A 17,610-nucleotide genomic window follows, 5' to 3' on the forward strand; every position below is an offset into this window, starting at 1 on the left:
TGGTTAAAGAAGGTAACGACTCCCTCGTCGTTCGATGACGAGAATGTGATCCGTGATTTCTTCCGGTTCATCGCCGAACGCATCATATGTGATTCGTTCGGACAATCGAATTTGGTATTGCTCCAATCCATCGATGGTTTTCAAATAGTCCGGCAATCTTTCGGTCGGTTCCGTTAAAGTTGGATTGGTAAACGGAAAATTATCGTCGTTCGGATTGTTTGTATGGATAAAAACGGCGTCCAATCCTGCATCGAGCCGGGACAGTTCGATCCAGAGCTGGTACGGCTGACCCCACGTTTGAAGGGCGGCGTTTAACTCATCCATCAGATGAAACAATGCCTGGACATGTGCTTTTCGCATTTTAAGGTGACCATTTCCGAACCCGTCAAAATCAAGGTGGACGTGCCAAAAATCGAACCAGCTGTCGGAACTGAAATCGAGCGGATGAGCGCTAGGTTGTTGTTTCTTTTGCAGATTTCGGAAGTAACGGCGTTTGCCTCTGAATTTTTTCATATCTTTAGTACTCCTTTACGTGAATCGAGTTATGTAGTTATCATTTTTACACGTCAAACTAAGTTAAATAAAGCGAATCGGATAATTTTTGATTAAATATCGTTAATTTCTGTTTTTACTTGGTGGTAAATGGAAATTCCTATATAATGTGAATTAACATTAGTTCACTTTAAATACATCTTTACTGAACTATGAAATGAGGAGGTTTTTACATTGGGAAAATTTTCTTCGGATATTCGTTTGGTCTCTCAAAGGATTCAACAAATTCAACATTCGATTTCTACCGAAGAAGCTACTAAAACTGCTTTAATTATGCCGTTTTTTCAAACGTTGGGTTATGACGTATTTAATCCGGCAGAGTTTACTCCTGAGTATATTGCTGACGTCGGAATAAAAAAGGGTGAAAAGGTTGATTATGCAATCATGGATCAGGGACAGCCGACTATTCTTATTGAAGCTAAATCAATCCGAGAACCTCTCACGAAACATGATTCGCAACTGTTTAGGTACTATGGAACGACGCAAGCTAAGTTTGCTATTTTAACGAATGGCGATACTTATCGATTCTACACGGATTTAGAAACACCTAACGTAATGGATACTGTTCCATTCTTTGAAATTACACTGTCTACCATTAAAGATAATGAAATCAAAGAGCTGTACAAATTTAAAAAACAAGAATTTAACGTCAACACGATTCTCTCTACAGCAGAGGAACTAAAATATTTAAGCGCGATTAAAGAACAGTTAAAAACACAATCACAGTTACCGAGCGACGAGTTTATTAGATTACTGATTCAAGACTGCTATCAAGGGATTAAAACGCAAACTGTGGTTGATAAGTTTAGACCTATCGTTTCAAAAGCGTTTACGCAGTTCATGAATGAGAATATGAATGAACGAATCAAACATGTGATTTCAGGAGACTCGGAATCATCGACGGTTTCTGTTCCTTCCTCACCAGAGTTAGAAGCAGAAAATACCATCGATGAATCGGTTGTAGATATTCCATCACAGCCTTCGATTGAAACCACACAAGAAGAAATTGAGGGGTATGCGACCGTAAAAGTGTTACTTGGATCGACAGTCGATAAAAATCGGATTTTTTATCGGGATAACGCGAGCTACTTTAACATTCTGATTGATGATAGTAATCGGAAATGGGTCTGTCGTTTGCACCTTAATTCATTAACAAATAAATATATAACTTTCCGTGATGAACCGAATGTGCGACATAAAATTAATGAAGTATATGAAATCGAACAATATAAAGAGCGCTTATCAGATATCGTCAACGAAATCATTGCTTCAACTTAATTTCCTTATTTATATGCTTGTCTTCACAGAATTTTTGGCTAGGAAACTTGCTGCTTCAGTGGTTGGAATGTCAGTTCCAATTCTTACTTTTGATAGCGAGGGCATTGACGTGATTTCCGACATGAATCGCTTTTAAGGGAAAGGGTAACCAAAACCAGCCCTGCATCGTAGCGTAGCGGCGTACAAGATTGGCGCTAAGAGGCGATTTGAGAAGAAAATGAAATGAGCGGCGAAACATACATGAACACCAGATTTTTAATTGTTCTACAACCTGCCTACCTTTAGCGAGGTAGGTTTTTTTTATTTCATTTCAGTAATTTTATTTTAATTTGTTCACGCTTTCAATTAAAACATTGTTTCTTAAATGAGGACTTGCTATACTGTTGGTGAACACGGGGAACTTGCGCACGAATCACAGATCAACGAGCGATGTACAGTCAAAACGATGTTTTATATTACATTGTCTTATAACGGCCAATGATTTCATTAAAGGGGAGCTGAGCACATGGGACAGAAACTCAACTGGACGGCAACACTCGGATTGACGACGGCGCTACTTGCCGCATCACTTCCGATGCAACCGGTCGCGGCCGAGACACCATCCGTCACGGAGCGGGTCGACGCGCAACTCGATCAGATGACGCTTGAACAAAAGGTCGGTCAAATGATCATGCCGGATTTCCGCCTGTGGAACGGGGTCAACCATACGCAACTGGCACCGGAAGTTGGACGGATCATCGACCGGTTTGATTTAGGCGGCGTCATCTTGTTTGCGGAAAATGTCAGTGCGACGGAACAGACGACGAAACTGGTCCATGACTTGCAGGAAGTCATCAAAAGTGACGCGAGTAACGACATTCCACTGTTCGTGACGATTGACCAGGAAGGCGGCATCGTCACACGCCTCGGGACGGGGACGAATTTACCGGGGAATATGGCGCTCGGGGCGACCCGCAGTGCATCCTACGCGGAAGCGGCAGGCGGCATCATCGGGTCCGAACTGCATGCACTCGGCATCAACGTCAACTTTGGTCCGGTCCTAGACGTCAACAACAATCCGGGCAATCCTGTCATCGGTGTCCGCTCGTTTTCAAGTGACCCGCAGCTGGTTGGGGAACTGGGTTCGGCGATGACGCAAGGCATTCAGAAGCAAGGAGTCGCTGCGACGGCGAAACACTTCCCGGGACACGGAGATACGGCAGTCGACTCGCATTACGGCTTACCGGTCGTCGACAAATCACTGGCTGAACTGAACCAGCTGGAACTGATTCCGTTTAAACGGGCGATTGCGGAAGGCATCGACATGATCATGACGGCACATATCGGGATGCCGCAAATTGAGGATGAAGTCGTCGAGTCAAAACAAGGAACGTTCCCGCTGCCGGCGACGTTGTCGGATGACGTCATCACCGGTGTCTTACGGGAAGAGCTCGGCTATGAGGGACTTGTCGTCACCGATGCCTTGAACATGCAGGCGATTGCCGACAACTTTACGGAATCGGAAGCCGTCATCAAGACGTTTAAAGCAGGCGTCGATATCGCCTTGATGCCGACGATTTTAAGATCTGCGAACGATGTAACGAAACTGGAATCGATTTTTGACGACGTACTTGCAGCAGTCGAAAACGGTGACCTGTCTGAAGCGGACATCAATCGTTCCGTCGAGCGGATTCTGACGCTCAAAGCGACACGCGGCATCTGGAAGGAAACGGACAAACCAGTCACGCTCGATGAAAAACTGGCGCAAGCGAATACAATCGTCGGTAGTCCGGAACATAAAGCACTTGAACGAGAAATGACGGAGGCAGCAGTCACGCTCGTCAAAAATGATAAGAAAAAACTGCCGTTCAAACCGAAGAAAGGCGAGACGATCCTTGTCCTGTCACCGACAAAAGATCAGACGGACAGTATGGTCAAGACGATCCGATCGCTTGAAAAAAACGCCGGTAACCTGAAACGCGTCAACATCTTGACGGAAAATTATACAGCGTCGACACCGCACCTGGAGCAAAACCAGGTCTTGCAAGAAAAGCTGGATGCGGCGGACTACATCATCGTCGGCTCAAACGTCAACAACAGTGACAAGCTGAAAGCGACGTCGGCGGATCATTATGTACCGGCGGAAGTCTTCCATCAGGCGAAACGCACAAAAACACCGTCTGTCCTGCTCAGTCTCCGAAATCCGTATGATGTCGCCGTGCAACCGGACGCGAAAGCGCAACTGCTTGTGTACGGTTTTAAGGGCGATCCGAATGGTCCGGACTCGGAAGCCGGGAACACGAAATCGGCCGGACCGAATTTACCGGCAGGAATCCGTGCCATCTTTGGTGAAGTGAAACCACAGGGAAAACTACCGGTCGATGTCCCGAAATTTGAGGACGGCCTCTTTAAAGAGGCGCTTCATCTCGAGTTTGGAGACGGGTTCCGGAATTGGAACCGGTAAGTGTGAAGGGAATAGGTGAGCTCAATCAATCAGATTGGGCTTTCCCTATTGACTCTTTTGCAATAAAATTTCAATAGTTTTTTAAAAGGAGTAAACTAAAGTTTTTCAAAAGGTTACATAGTGAGTAGAGAGGGTGTTGACGATGTTAGATAAATTAGCAACAGAACGACGAAACGAACGAACGATGCACCTGGACGACATGGCGGTCGAAGACATGTTGACTGTCATGAACGCGGAGGATCAAACGGTCGCTACTGTCATTCGACAAGAAATCCCGGTCATCAAACAAGTCGTCGAGCGCGTCATTCAAGCGTTTCAAGTAGGTGGACGCCTGATTTACATCGGAGCCGGAACGAGCGGGCGCCTCGGTGTCCTCGATGCGGCGGAATGTGTACCGACGTTCGGGGTCTCACCGGACATGGTCGTTGGACTGATTGCCGGAGGTGAGCGGGCACTGATTAAAGCCGTCGAAGGGGCAGAAGACAGTAAAACGCTTGCCGTCGAAGATTTACAGGCACTTAAAGTAAACGCAAACGACACCGTCATCGGCATCGCGGCGAGTGGGCGGACCCCGTATGTCATCGGTGGTCTGGATTATGCACGCAAAATCGGTGCGACGACGGCTGCCCTGTCCTGCAACAAGCAGGCGGTCATCAGTGAACACGCGGAATTCCGGATTGAAGTCGAAACCGGACCGGAAGTCTTGACCGGTTCAACTCGACTCAAAGCCGGAACAGCACAAAAACTCGTCTTGAACATGATTTCGACGGCGGCGATGATCGGCGTCGGAAAGGTCTATCAAAACTTGATGGTCGATGTCCAATCGACGAATGAAAAGTTAGAAGTCCGGGCAAAACGGATGATCGTCGAAGCGACAGGGGTTGATTTTGAGACAGCCGCGCGTACTTTCACTTCGGCGAATGGTCACGTCAAGACGGCGATTGTGATGATTTTAGCCGACATATCGTATGATGAAGCAGTCGAACGCTTGCACCGCGCAAACGGATTCGTCCGTGATGCACTTTAAGGGGGGATAAACATGAAGAAGGAAGAAATGCTGGCATCCGCGATTCTTGAACATGTCGGGGGAACGGATAACATTCGGCAACTCGCCCACTGTATGACACGGGTCCGCTTGAGCCTAAAAGACCCGACGAAAGCAGACATCGAGGCACTCAAACAAATTGACGGTGTCATGGGTGTCATCGATGACGAGACGTTGCAACTCGTCGTCGGACCGGGGACGGTCAACCGGGTTGCCGACCATCTCAGCCGCACGACGGGACTGGCGATCGGTGAGGAATCGGTTGATGAGAACTTGACGCTTGAAGAGCGGGCTGCCATCGAACGGCAAAAAGTAAAGGACAAACAAAAGTCACCGTTCAAACGTTTCTTACGACGAATCGGAAACATCTTCATCCCGCTCATCCCGGGACTGGTCGCGTCCGGAATCATCAACGGGGGGGCGAACTTCGCGAAGAATGCCGGGGTTGATGCAACAGTGACCTGGATGCAGATTCTGTTGTTACTCGGAAGTACCGTCTTTGCCTACTTAGCGATCCTCGTCGGCTGGAATACGGCGAAGGAGTTTGGGGGCACACCTGTCCTCGGAGCGATTGCCGGGGGGATTTTATTTAATCCGTTACTCGTCGATATCGTTATTTACGGGGAACCGCTTGTTGTCGGTCGGGGCGGCCTGTTTGGTGTCATCTTTGCTGCCTGGTTGATGACCTACCTTGAAAAACATATCCGGCGCTTCATGCCGGTCTCGATCGATATCATCTTTACACCGCTCTTGACCGTCTTGATTGTCGGCTTTACGGCACTTTATGCCATCATGCCGGTCGCCGGTATCTTGTCCGACGGCATCATGTTCGGGATCAACGCGGTGCTTGAGGTCGGTGGACCGCTCGCCGGTGCCGTGCTGGCCGGATTCTTTTTACCGCTCGTCATGGTCGGTCTCCATCACGGCTTGACGCCGATTCATCTGGAATTGTTGAATACGATTGGTGATACGCCACTTCTACCGATTCTTGCAATGGCAGGTGCGGGTCAAGTCGGGGCGGCACTGGCGATTTTCGTCAAGACGCGCAATCAGCGTTTACGTAACATCATCAAAGGGGCGATTCCGGTCGGTTTTCTCGGGATCGGTGAACCGTTACTGTACGGGGTCACGTTACCACTCGGTCGTCCATTCTTGACGGCGTGTATGGGAGCGGCCGTCGGTGGCGCGTTCCAGGCGACGATGAAGACGACGGCGCTTGGAATCGGTGTATCCGGTCTATCGTTGACACCGTTGATTGATAACGGGATGTACTTGACGTATATTGCCGGTCTCGTCATCTCATACGTCGCTGGATTCTTCTTTACGTATTGGTTTGGGTTTAAAGAAGAAATGGCAGATGGGATTTAACGGGGACTGTCGATTTCAGAGAGAACAAAAAAATGGAACATCACGTTTGAGGTGATGTTCCATTTTTTTGACGCACGACCCTTTCAGAATCAATGAACGAAAAACTGATTCACTGATTTGTCGGACTTCAGGTGATCCTGGATCAGCTTTTTCAAGTCTTGTTCCTGTTCGACTGTGCTGAGTTGCGTGTTGTACCACCCGTCAAGTGTTGCCCGAGTTACCGTATATGCATTGTCCGGGAAGGTAAACGTGATATGGTCGACATTGTCGACGAGGGCAAACAGATACGTTGCGTTGTACAGAACCGTTTCTTTGATCTCTTGTTCGACGGCTTCAGCGTCGATTTCCTGATAAGTCAAATGAATCCCATAGGGTGTTTGTTTTGTTTCAAGTTCAATTTGATGTAACTCTTGATGGTGTGCCAATTGCTTGACGATGTTCCCGACGGCACTGTTATCGCCGACATAGGAGTGCTTATAACGGAACACATCTGTCTTCGAATCGGCATGTTGGCTGTAACCGGTCCAAATCAGTACCAGACAGGCAACCGCCATAAACGGAATTAACATTCGTTTCATACAATCTCTCCTTTTTGGATCTCACACTCATGGTATCATAATTCATGAAAAATCTCCTAAAAAATTCTTATATTGGAACTTTCGTAACAATTCATAGCGTTCATACATCCAGTCAATCAGGAAGAGGGAAGCAGATGAAAGGACTCGCTGTTTATTTAAGTGAACCACTGACAGATGAAAGTACGAACAGATTAACCCGGATGCGCGGTCTCGGTTTTACCTCGATCTTTACGTCGTTACATATTCCGGAAGACGATTCCTCCTTGTACACGAGTCGTTTGCAGGAACTTGGGCGACTGGCGCAACAGCTCAAGATGGAACTCGTCGCGGATATTGCACCAAGTTCACTTGCCGCACTCGGCAAGACGTGGGACGATGCTGCTACCTTAATCGAATGGGGTGTGACCGGATTACGCGTTGATTACGGTGTCACACCCAAACAAATCGCGGATTTGTCCAAACAACTGATGGTCGCCTTAAACGCCAGTACCGTGACCGCGGAAGAACTCGATCTGATGAAAGCGGAGGGCCTTGTCCTCGAACAGGTCGAAGCGTGGCATAATTTTTATCCGCGACCGGAAACAGGACTCGACCAGGACTGGTTTAATGCGAAAAACCGCTGGCTCCGTGAACAGGGGATTCGTGTCCAAGCCTTCATTCCGGGGGACGGACAACTGCGTGGTCCGCTCCATGAAACATTACCGACACTCGAAGACCATCGCGGACAATCACCGTTCGCCTGTTACCTCGAGCTGGAAGATTCCGTTGACCGGATTCTGATCGGGGACCCCGGTTTGTCGGAAAGCACGATGCGACAGTTCGCGGCGTACCAGGAGGGAATCCTTGTCCTCCGGGCGACAGGGCAAAGCGATGACACGTTGTTGACGCACGTACAGACGAATCGGTTGGATCCGGCACGGGATGTCATCCGGTCGGTCGAGTCGCGTAGTTCCGTCCGTCCGGGCAATGGATGGCTTGAACCTGCGACCTTATCAGACCGGCCTGTCGGATCGATCACGATCGATAATTTGCGTTACGGTCGGTACGCCGGTGAGTTACAGCTGACGAAACGGGATCTTGCGGCTGACGAACGGGTCAATGTCATCGGTCGCGTGATTGAAGCCGACCGGCCGTTGCTGCAACAGATTGGACCCGGGGGACGGTTTCGAATTGACTGGTGCTGACCGCCGAGGCATAATAAGCGGTCACATTGGAAGAGACGCCTTTTCCTTGCATAAATGCGCAAGGGATAGGGCGTCTCTTGTTGTGTACGTGTCATCCTATCTCGTGAAAGGGACGGAAACATCATTCTTTAACCAGTTTTCCCGAATTGTTTCAAGAACGATTTCCGGATCATCCCAGTGTAAGATGTGGGAAGTTGACGGAGCAGCTATTACTGTCCCACCGGTTTTTTCCTGCCAAATGGCAATTGCTTCTTGGCGGAACGGTTCATCCGAGACGGGTAACGTCGCCCGCAGCAACACAAGGTTGTCTCCCGGAACGTCGTCGAGGAAGTCGAGAATTTCGTCCTGGTACATTTCGGTCAGAATCGCGCGTGCCGTTTTTGCACGGGCATGCCAGTAATACCGTCCGTCCTGCATCCGGACAAAATCTTGTCCGGCCAAGTCGAGTAACGGCGACCGGCGCATCTTTGGTCCATAGACGGCGACATCTAAAAACTCTTCAAGTGTCGCAACCGATTCTTCAAAGTCCGTCTCGTAAAAGGCCGCTTCCTCCTCGAGTGGTGTGCCACGCAACCGTTTGCTTTGATACCCACCGTCAATCAAAATCGAGCCGCGGACCCGCTCCGGCTGTTCCTTCTGATAAAAGAGCGCGATGAAACTGCCCCAAGAGTGCGAAAGAAAATAGAAGTCTTGGATATGTAGAAGTTCAAACAGTTGGTTCAACCAGTTGGAAAAGCGAGCGAACTGATAATCGCGTTCGTCCGTGAACGGTGCCGTTTTCCCGTGACCCGGGGCATCAATCGAAACAATCCGGTAGTCATGTTTTAAGGCATCCGCCAGTTCGATGAAGCTGAGACTCGTTCCGCCGAGACCATGCAGGCAAAAAATGACCGGACGACCCGATTCGCCCCATTCGGTGACTTGTGTAGAGGTACCTGCGCATTCAATGTTATACCGTTTCATTTGATTTCCTCCGTTTCGGTAGGTGAGTTCTTACTTTTTAACCATTATTATACATCATTTATTGTATACTGAAGCTAAGAAATTGAATGGAAACACTATGGAGGGAATGCGGAATGAAAATTACAGTGGCAAAACTTTGGACGGATCAGGTAAAACCGATGCAGGACTTTTATACGAAGACACTTGGTGTCAAACTCGTCGAGAAGACGGAGGCATCCTTTACGGTGCAAATCGGGACGAGTCAGCTTCGGTTTGAACTGGACACGACGCAGCAAGCGAAACAATATCACTTTGCGTTCAATATTCCGGGGGATGCGTTTCAGCTGGCGAAGGACTGGTTGCAGCAACGCGTCCCATTATTGATCGAGAACGGGGAAGACGAAATTTATTTTGAAAACATCGATGCCCACTCCGTCTACTTTTACGATCCGGATGAGAACGTCGTCGAGTTGATTGCCCGCCATGCCGTCAATCCGGATAAGTCGCTTACAACGTTTAGTGTACAGGATATGCTCGATATCGGTGAAATGAACGTGACGACGCCTGACGTCGCTGGTGTCGGGGCAAAATTTGCTGAACTCGGTATCGTTCGGCGGGATCGTCAGCCGGTCAAACCGGATTTCCTGAACTTCCTCGGAGAAGCGGAAGACGGGACCCATCTGTTGCTCGGACGTGCCGGACGGCCGTGGTTATTTTCACCCAAAATAGCGCTGACGAGTCCGCTCGAGTTAGAGACCGATAATCAGATGCATGTCCGACTTGATCGGGAGGGTGTGCTGCATCGTAAATAAGAGGTAGAACGGTGTCTACGCGATTGAAAATGTGTTAATGACGTCTAAAAGAGGAGAGTGAATCATGAAAAGAGTCCATGTGTTCAGGCGTTTTCTAGCTGCTGCTTTTCTGTTGTATGGAGGATACTTAGCTGTATTTGAAAGACCGGACACGCTCAGTATCGCTTTAATTTTAGCGGGCATCACCCAGTTAACGGTTGATTTGGTTTTTCCGCCGAACGATCCGGTTGATGAGAAGCAACGGTCCGTCCAGTCGAAAAGTGGCAGTACAACTTATGCTTTAAGTATTCTGTATGCGTTCGCTCTCTTAGCGCTCGTTCACTTTAATCTCATTCAACATGTCATGACGGCGTTATTGATCATGATTAGCTTACAATTGCTCACCTACCCGGCAATGCTATTCTTCTATAAACGTGTTATGTAGGAGAACAGCGGGCGCTTTCTATCTTTTCCTTCAAAAAGAGTGAGAAACAAGAAGCTTGAGTCGCTTAATTTTCAAAGAACATGACATTGATTTTATTCCTGATTTTGAGTGTTTTTAGACCAAGAATGTCGTGCAATTGACGTGTCTCAAGACACGTCTTGCCCGAAGGCGATTCATCTCCCACCTGCGCTGGCCTTCGCCCTGAGACGCTTAGAGGTGGGAGTATTCTCGCCTGATTTTGATAAAACGAATCAGAATAGTTCAGCACTCATCAATTTGGTGAGTGTTTTTTAATGGCGACATAGAAGCGGATTGGCTTAAAAATGACAGTAAAAGTCAACCCTTTCACCGATTATCCATTGACAATTCTTAGTACTCGATCTTACAATTGAAAATGATTATCATTACAAGTAAGGGGCCCTGTTTACTATGAACGTTTCACGCCGCAAGAAATCCATTATCCAAGCTGTTTCCATCCTGTCAATTACGACCCTGTTGTTCGGTTGTTCGAATCCGAACGAAGGTGCTGACAATAAAAAAGACAACGACACGCTGACGCTTGCCTGGCCGCGCGACATCGGCGAGATGAATCCGCACGTCTACAACCCGTCACAACTGTTCGCCCAGTCGATGGTCTATGAACCGCTCGTCCATTATGCGGAAGGTGGAAAGCTGGAGCCATTCCTCGCCAAGTCATGGGACATCTCAAAAGACGGAAAAACCTATACCTTCAAACTGCGCGACGATGTCAAGTTCTCTGACGGTTCGGTGTTTGACGCAACAATCGTTAAAAAGAACTTTGACGCCGTCCTCAAAAATAAAGCCTTACATAGTTGGCTCGGCTTCATCTCAAAAATCGATAAGACGGAAGTGATTGACAAGCAGACGTTCCGGATGACGTTATCGGAAGCCTACTACCCGACGATTCAGGAACTGGCGGTCGTCCGTCCGGTCCGCTTCCTAGGAGAAGCCGGTTTCCCGAAAAACGGCGACACGTCTAAAGGTGTCGAACAAGAAGTCGGGACCGGTCCATGGGTGCTCGACGAGTATAAAGCGGATCAATATGCGACGTTTAAAGTCAATAAAAACTACTGGGGAAAATTGCCGGACGTCAAAAAAATCAAGGTCGACATCATTCCAGATGCCGAAAGCCGCGTACTCGCCTTTGAAAAAGGCGACATCGATTTGATTTACGGCGAAGGGGCAATCAGCGTCGACGCCTTTAATCAACTGAAAGAGACGAAGTCCTACAAGACGACGATGTCGGAACCGGTTGCGACGCGTCTGTTGATCATGAACACAAAGAAAAAACAGCTTGCGGACGAACGCGTCCGTCAAGCGTTGCAATACGGCTTTGATAAAAAGACGCTCGTCAAAGGAATCACGTCCGGTCTCGAAGCCCCGGCTGATTTCATCCTGCCGCCGAACTTGCCGTACACGTCGAACCTGAACGTCGAGAAACGGGACTTTGATGTCGATAAAGCCAACGCCTTGCTCGACGAAGCCGGCTGGAAACTGCCGGACGGCAAAAAAGTCCGCGAAAAAGACGGACAACCGTTACAGATGGAAATGATGTATGATGCAGCAGAACTTGTCCAAAAAGCGATGGCGGAGACATTACAGTCAGAGTGGGCGACAATCGGCGTCGATTTAAAAATCGTCGGTGTCGAGCTACCGGACCAAGTCCAGCGCTTCAAAGACAATAAATTCGATATCAACATGTACAGTAACTTCGGGGCACCGTACGATCCGCACACGTTCGTCAACATCATCGGTACGGACGGATTCGGGTTCAAAGAAGCGATTGCTGCTTATCCGAACAAGGATCAACTGTTACAGGAAATGAAAGATGTCCTTAAAACGACGGATGAAACGAAACGTCAGAAGATGTATGCCGAAATTCTGCCGTCGCTCCAGGATCAGGGAGCACTCGTTCCGATCTCGTATTTGAAAAAGATGGCGATTTATCAAAACGGGGTCACGAACTTTAAATTTGCCGCAAACCGGGATGAAAGCCCGTTCGCTCAAATCGGCATCAATTGAACTACCCCCACCTGCGCTTCGCTAAGAGGTGGAGGATTCCTGAGTTATCCGACCGATCGGTCGAAAATTGATCAGGCTAACCCCGTCGTCCCGACGGTTGTAAGTCTATCTTGTCCGTTTCTTTTGCGCGGATGCCTACTCTGCTTGGTTTTCGCTACTTCGGTCATCCGTAAGGTGAACGTTGAAGATTTTACGTGACAGACGAACTTCCTGTCACAACCCCATATCTTCAGTTTTCAAAGAACGCGACAGTTAATTTTTTCCTGTTTTTCATTGTTTTTAAACCAGCATTGTCGAACAATTGACGTGTCGCAAGACACGCCTTGTCCGAAGGCGATTCATCTCCCACTTTCACTTGGGCTTCGTCCTAGACGTTTAGAAGTGGGAGTATTCTCGCCTGATTTTGGTAAAAGGAGGTGTACGGAATGGGCTTCTATATTCTGAAACGGGTCGGGTCGGTCATTCCGATCCTGCTCCTCGCGATTTTCTTGCTGACGGCAATGATTCACTTGTCACCGGTCGATCCGGCACAAGCCTATCTGTCTGCCGCCCACATTCAACCGACGGAAGAGGTGCTCGCGCAAAAGCGGGCCGAGTTCGGACTCGACCAGCCATTTTTGACCCAGTACGCGACGACGGTCGTCCGGCTCGCCGGATTTGATTTCGGGACATCGTACGTTTCCGGGAAACCGGTCCTTGACGAAGTGTTGCTTCGTCTGCCGGCGACGGTCCAACTGGCACTGTCGAGCCTTATGCTGGCGATTCTCGTCAGTATCCCGCTCGGCTTTCTCGCGGGAATCCGGAAGAATGGTTTTTTTGACCATTTAAGCCGGGCGATTGCCTTCATCGGTGCGTCGATTCCGTCGTTTTGGCTCGGCTACCTGTTGATATTCTTTTTTGCCGTCCAGCTCGATTTGTTACCGGTCGGCGGGATTGGCAGTCCGAGTCATGTCATCTTGCCGGCGATCACGCTGGCGTTGCCGTTGATTGCACTTTATACACGGCTGTTGCGGACAAGTGTCATCGAGACGATGCGTGAACCGTACGTCCTGTTTGCCCGGACGCGCGGAATCCGGGAAACGGTCATCTTAGGAAAACATGTCCTCCGCGTCGCGATTCCGCCGATGTTGACGGGACTCGGGATGAATCTCGGGAAACTGTTGACGGGGACGATCATCGTCGAGACCGTCTTCTCGTGGCCGGGATTCGGTCGTTATTTTATCGAAGCGATTTTTGACCGCGACATGCCGATCATTCAAGGATACGTGTTTCTCGCTGCGTTGCTGTTCATCGGCAGCAGTCTGCTCGTTGATCTATTGCAACTGGCAATCGATCCACGGATTGCCCGGAAAGGAGGGGACAGACGATGAATGTTCCGCTTGGACGACCGCGTCTGCTTGACCGCCTGTCGAATCAACGGCTGATTTTAATCGGCTGTTCCGTATTTTTAGGGCTGTTGTTTCTCGCGGCTCTGGCTGCACCGTGGCTTGCCCCGCATGATCCGTTTCTCGTTAATTTGGCAGTCAAACTGCAGGATCCGTCCTGGACGTATCCGCTCGGGACCGATCATCTCGGACGCTGTACGTTGTCACGTCTGTTGTACGGTGCCCGCGTGTCGCTCGGATTCGCCGTCCTGATTTTTGCTTCATCCTTGCTGATCGGCTTATTGGTCGGGACACTCGCCGGCTACATCGGCGGCTGGGTCGACCAACTGCTGATGCGGTTTTGTGACGGAGTGATGGCGTTCCCGAGTCTGATTCTTGTCCTCGGTCTCGTCGGGATTTTCGGACCGGGACTGAAGCAGGTCATCATCGCCTTAATGCTCGTCCAGTGGGTCTATTATGCCCGGATGTTCCGGGGGCTGATCATGACGCTGAAGGAAAAGAATTTCATTGCCGCAGCACGCGTCAACGGCTCCTCGCACTGGAAAATCTTTCGGACGCACTTGCTGCCGAACATCCTGCCGCCGCTCCTTGTCATCGGGACGCTTGAGATGGGCTGGGCAATCATGGACATCTCGGCGATGTCGTTTCTCGGACTCGGTGTCCAGTCGCCGGCAGCCGAGTGGGGGGCGATGATTCATGAGGGGAAATCGTACATCCGGTCGAATCCGGAACTGATGATTTATCCCGGCCTGATGATCATGCTCGTCATTGCCAGCTTTAATCTGCTCGGGGAATCATTATCGGAACGGTTCGGCGTGACGAAACAAACGAAATGAAAGGAGAGACTCGGATGAAACCTGTATTATCCGTCGAACACTTGACGGTCGAAACGACAAACGGTCAGCCGCTCGTCCGTGATATTTCTTTTTCACTGGCAGCCGGACAAATCGTCGGTCTGGTCGGGGAGAGCGGCTGTGGTAAGACAGTGACGAGTCTTGCGCTTCTGCGTCTGCTTGATGAAAAAATAATCCGTCAATCAGGAAAAATCGTGTTAGAGGAGCAAGACGTGATGACGTTGTCCGACCGTTCGCTCCGAACAATCCGAGGCGGGAAGATTGCCTTCATCATGCAAAATCCGATGAGCGCCTTCACACCGGTCTACACAATTGGTCATCAATTAATGGAAACGATCCGGACGCACGACCGGTGCAGTAAACACGAAGCAACGAATCGGGCGGTCGAAGCATTACGGGAAGTCAATCTCGATCAACCGGAACGGATTTTGAAAGCCTATCCGTTTGAACTGAGCGGCGGCATGCTGCAACGGGTCATGATTGCGCTCGCGGTCTGTCTGCGCCCGGATGTCCTGATTGCCGACGAACCGACGACGGCGCTTGACGTCTACAATCAAAAGCAGGTGTTGTATTATCTCGAGAAGGTCCGAGCCACTTATGGAACGGCGATTTTATTGATTTCGCACGACTTGAGTGTCATCGCTGAAATGGCAGATGATGTCCTTGTCATGCAGGACGGGGAAATCGTCGAACAGGCGGACGTCTTTGAGCTGTTCGACCGTCCGCAACACCCATATACGCAGCGGCTATTGATGCAACACGGTATGCAGGTGGGAGCGAGGAACGCATGAGTCTTTTACGAATAGAACAGGTATCACACCGTTACGGCAAACAACGTTTCCTGTCGCGGCAGGCGGAACGGACCGTTTTACAGGATGTCTCGTTGACGCTTGAAGCTGGGACGTGCCTGGGTTTGCTCGGGAAAAGTGGTGCCGGAAAAAGTACACTCGGACGGATCTTACTGGGGCTTGAACGACCGAAAGCGGGACGTGTCTTGTTCGAAGGGCGAGACATCTATGGGACGCATCCGAAGGACTACCGGCAAGACATTCAGGTCGTCTTTCAAGATTCCTTTGCAGCCGTCAATCCGAAGCTGACGGCGGGGCAGATCATCGCCGAACCGTTGACGAATTTTACGCGGCTCAGTCCGGAAGCGCTGGAGCGGAGACTGATCACGTTAATCGAACAGGTCGGATTGACCGGCTCCGATTTGGCGAAGTACCCGTCCGCCTTCAGCGGCGGCCAGTTACAACGGATTTGTATCGCCCGGGCGATTGCAACGCACCCGAAGCTGATTGTGCTCGACGAAGCCGTCAGCAGTCTCGATATGGTCAATAAGGCGATGATTTTGAAGCTGTTACGTGAGTTAAAAGAAACATATGACCTGGCATACCTCTTCATTACCCATGATGTCCAGGCAGCCCAAGCACTCAGTGATCAATTTATGATTTTGGAGCAGGGTCAAATTGTCGGGCATTATCCGACACCCCAAGCGTTTGACCAGGCAACGGATCCGTATGTCTCGGCAATCAAGGATGCGATGCTCGCCACGCACCCAAGAAAACGGACGATACGAAAGTAGGCACCTATTCCGGTGTCTACTTTTTTTATGCTATGTGTAAAGGAAACTTGACACGTTGGTTCGATTTTACATATTATTGGAAATGGAAGGGTGGTCGAAATGAAAAATAAGGTAAAGCTGTTGCGGGAGGAACGCCGCTGGTCGCAAGGTGAGCTCGCGAACGCATTAGGCGTGTCGAGGCAGACGGTCATCTCGATTGAAAAGGAGCGGTATAATCCGTCGCTTGCGCTCGCGTTTTCAATTGCCTCCCTGTTCGATTGTCCGATTGAAGCGATTTTTGTACCCGAACCGAAGAAAAAAGGAGATGGTCTTTTGTGAAGCACATGCCGATGATCAATCGATTACTCGCCGCTGTCATGTTATTGTATGGCGGTTATCTGATGCTGTTCGACGGACCGTATCCACTCAGTATCATCTTGACATTAGCGGGGCTTAGTCAACTCGCGACCGATGTCGTCTTCCCGGCTGCTGAACCTTATGATGAACGACAAGAAGAAATCAAGATGAAAAGTGGTCACATGTCATATGCCTTGAGTATCCTCTATGTGTTTGTCGTGCTGATGCTCGTTCAGTGGCAAGTCGTTGACGATCTCATGACAGCGTTGTTGTGTGTGCTCGTCATTCAGGTCATGACCTTCCCGGTAATGCTGTTTGTGTACAGCCGGAGGAACTGACGACAAAAAAGAACAGGCGACTCGCGCCTGTTCTTTTGTTTTATCAGTAATATTCGGATAATTGCTCTCGTGACGCTTCCGTTAAATAACCGAGCGATAAGAAGCTTTGGACGAAGCGGAAAGAATCCGTAGGTTGATTCGGTGCCAGGCCGTCAGCGAAGTGATGCAGTGTCTTGTGCACCTCGATGCCAGCTGCTTGCAGTTTGACGAAGTCAAAGTCGAGGGTGACCGTATCCGTCTCGTCCCAAGGGTGTTCTGAACCCGAATAGAACTGATGGACGGTCTGTTTGAGTTGATCTGTTGTAGGATTCAGCTCGAACAGTAAGTAGCCGCTATGCGGACTTTCCGTGTGAAGGTTTGTAGAAATGCCGCCCCGGGCAACGATTGCCGGTAAAAACTGACGATGGGTGTAGTGTCTGAGAATCACGCTGGCCGGCCTCCTTCTT

General features: G+C 49.5%; 18 protein-coding genes. 14 read left to right on the forward strand and 4 right to left on the reverse strand.

Annotated elements, in window-relative coordinates; genetic code table 11:
• Window positions 1–3: 3 nt before the first annotated feature.
• On the reverse strand, window positions 4–513 hold the full coding sequence (locus P403_RS0115155) for a hypothetical protein (protein WP_029333534.1): 510 nt from the start codon (window positions 511–513) through the stop codon (window positions 4–6).
• 213 nt (window positions 514–726) lie between these two features.
• Between P403_RS0115155 and P403_RS0115160 the strand changes: the two genes are divergently transcribed.
• From P403_RS0115160 to P403_RS0115175, 4 genes are all read left to right on the forward strand, one after another.
• Entirely contained in the window at window positions 727–1,830 is a 1,104-nt protein-coding gene (locus P403_RS0115160) for a type I restriction endonuclease (RefSeq protein WP_029333535.1), read from the forward strand.
• Window positions 1,831–2,335: 505 nt separating this feature from the next.
• Window positions 2,336–4,273 carry a glycoside hydrolase family 3 protein gene (locus tag P403_RS0115165; RefSeq protein ID WP_029333536.1) on the forward strand — a complete coding sequence of 646 codons (1,938 nt, stop codon included), beginning with the start codon at window positions 2,336–2,338 and terminating at the stop codon, window positions 4,271–4,273.
• A gap of 142 nt (window positions 4,274–4,415) precedes the next feature.
• Complete coding sequence (gene murQ, locus P403_RS0115170) at window positions 4,416–5,300, forward strand: N-acetylmuramic acid 6-phosphate etherase (protein WP_029333537.1); 885 nt, start codon at window positions 4,416–4,418, stop codon at window positions 5,298–5,300.
• Window positions 5,301–5,312: 12 nt separating this feature from the next.
• Complete coding sequence (locus P403_RS0115175) at window positions 5,313–6,686, forward strand: PTS transporter subunit EIIC (RefSeq protein ID WP_029333538.1); 1,374 nt, start codon at window positions 5,313–5,315, stop codon at window positions 6,684–6,686.
• An 89-nt stretch (window positions 6,687–6,775) separates the two neighbouring features.
• Here P403_RS0115175 and P403_RS0115180 read toward each other — a convergent pair whose 3' ends face one another.
• Complete coding sequence (locus P403_RS0115180; RefSeq protein ID WP_029333539.1) at window positions 6,776–7,264, reverse strand: DUF4825 domain-containing protein; 489 nt, start codon at window positions 7,262–7,264, stop codon at window positions 6,776–6,778.
• Window positions 7,265–7,398: 134 nt separating this feature from the next.
• Here P403_RS0115180 and P403_RS0115185 point away from each other — a divergent pair, with 134 nt between their 5' ends.
• Window positions 7,399–8,448: a DUF871 domain-containing protein gene (locus tag P403_RS0115185; protein WP_029333540.1), complete on the forward strand. Its 1,050-nt coding sequence runs from the start codon at window positions 7,399–7,401 to the stop codon at window positions 8,446–8,448.
• 96 nt (window positions 8,449–8,544) lie between these two features.
• Here P403_RS0115185 and P403_RS0115190 read toward each other — a convergent pair whose 3' ends face one another.
• Complete coding sequence (locus P403_RS0115190; RefSeq protein WP_029333541.1) at window positions 8,545–9,411, reverse strand: alpha/beta fold hydrolase; 867 nt, start codon at window positions 9,409–9,411, stop codon at window positions 8,545–8,547.
• Window positions 9,412–9,524: 113 nt separating this feature from the next.
• On the opposite strand from P403_RS0115190, the gene P403_RS0115195 reads away from it, so the two are divergent.
• The 9 genes from P403_RS0115195 (at window position 9,525) to P403_RS0115240 (ending at window position 17,164) form a co-directional block, all read left to right on the forward strand.
• Window positions 9,525–10,202, forward strand: a complete 678-nt coding sequence (locus P403_RS0115195; RefSeq protein ID WP_029333542.1) for a VOC family protein — start codon at window positions 9,525–9,527, stop codon at window positions 10,200–10,202.
• Window positions 10,203–10,266: 64 nt separating this feature from the next.
• Window positions 10,267–10,626: a DUF2178 domain-containing protein gene (locus tag P403_RS0115200; protein ID WP_029333543.1), complete on the forward strand. Its 360-nt coding sequence runs from the start codon at window positions 10,267–10,269 to the stop codon at window positions 10,624–10,626.
• Between the two features lie 429 nt (window positions 10,627–11,055).
• The gene (nikA, locus tag P403_RS0115205) at window positions 11,056–12,669 is read left to right on the forward strand and encodes a nickel ABC transporter substrate-binding protein (protein WP_029333544.1); all 1,614 of its coding nucleotides are present in this window, start codon (window positions 11,056–11,058) and stop codon (window positions 12,667–12,669) included.
• Window positions 12,670–13,094: 425 nt separating this feature from the next.
• Entirely contained in the window at window positions 13,095–14,039 is a 945-nt protein-coding gene (locus P403_RS0115215; RefSeq protein ID WP_029333545.1) for an ABC transporter permease, read from the forward strand.
• Window positions 14,036–14,890: a nickel ABC transporter permease subunit NikC gene (gene nikC, locus P403_RS0115220; RefSeq protein WP_029333546.1), complete on the forward strand. Its 855-nt coding sequence runs from the start codon at window positions 14,036–14,038 to the stop codon at window positions 14,888–14,890. Before P403_RS0115215 ends, nikC begins: the two co-directional genes overlap by 4 nt.
• A gap of 14 nt (window positions 14,891–14,904) precedes the next feature.
• The gene (nikD, locus tag P403_RS0115225; RefSeq protein WP_034801315.1) at window positions 14,905–15,699 is read left to right on the forward strand and encodes a nickel import ATP-binding protein NikD; all 795 of its coding nucleotides are present in this window, start codon (window positions 14,905–14,907) and stop codon (window positions 15,697–15,699) included.
• Window positions 15,696–16,490 (forward strand): ATP-binding cassette domain-containing protein, encoded by a 795-nt coding sequence (locus P403_RS0115230; RefSeq protein WP_029333548.1) that lies wholly within the window; start codon window positions 15,696–15,698, stop codon window positions 16,488–16,490. Before nikD ends, P403_RS0115230 begins: the two co-directional genes overlap by 4 nt.
• 99 nt (window positions 16,491–16,589) lie before the next feature.
• Window positions 16,590–16,808 (forward strand): helix-turn-helix transcriptional regulator, encoded by a 219-nt coding sequence (locus P403_RS0115235; protein ID WP_029333549.1) that lies wholly within the window; start codon window positions 16,590–16,592, stop codon window positions 16,806–16,808.
• 5 nt (window positions 16,809–16,813) lie between these two features.
• Entirely contained in the window at window positions 16,814–17,164 is a 351-nt protein-coding gene (locus P403_RS0115240; RefSeq protein ID WP_235195261.1) for a hypothetical protein, read from the forward strand.
• Window positions 17,165–17,207: 43 nt separating this feature from the next.
• On the opposite strand, the gene P403_RS0115245 is transcribed toward P403_RS0115240, so the two are convergent.
• Window positions 17,208–17,591, reverse strand: a complete 384-nt coding sequence (locus P403_RS0115245) for a hypothetical protein (RefSeq protein ID WP_029333551.1) — start codon at window positions 17,589–17,591, stop codon at window positions 17,208–17,210.
• Window positions 17,592–17,610 lie beyond the last annotated feature (19 nt).

The organism is Exiguobacterium oxidotolerans JCM 12280 (assembly GCF_000702625.1).
Classification (GTDB): Bacteria; Bacillota; Bacilli; order Exiguobacteriales; family Exiguobacteriaceae; genus Exiguobacterium_A; species Exiguobacterium_A oxidotolerans.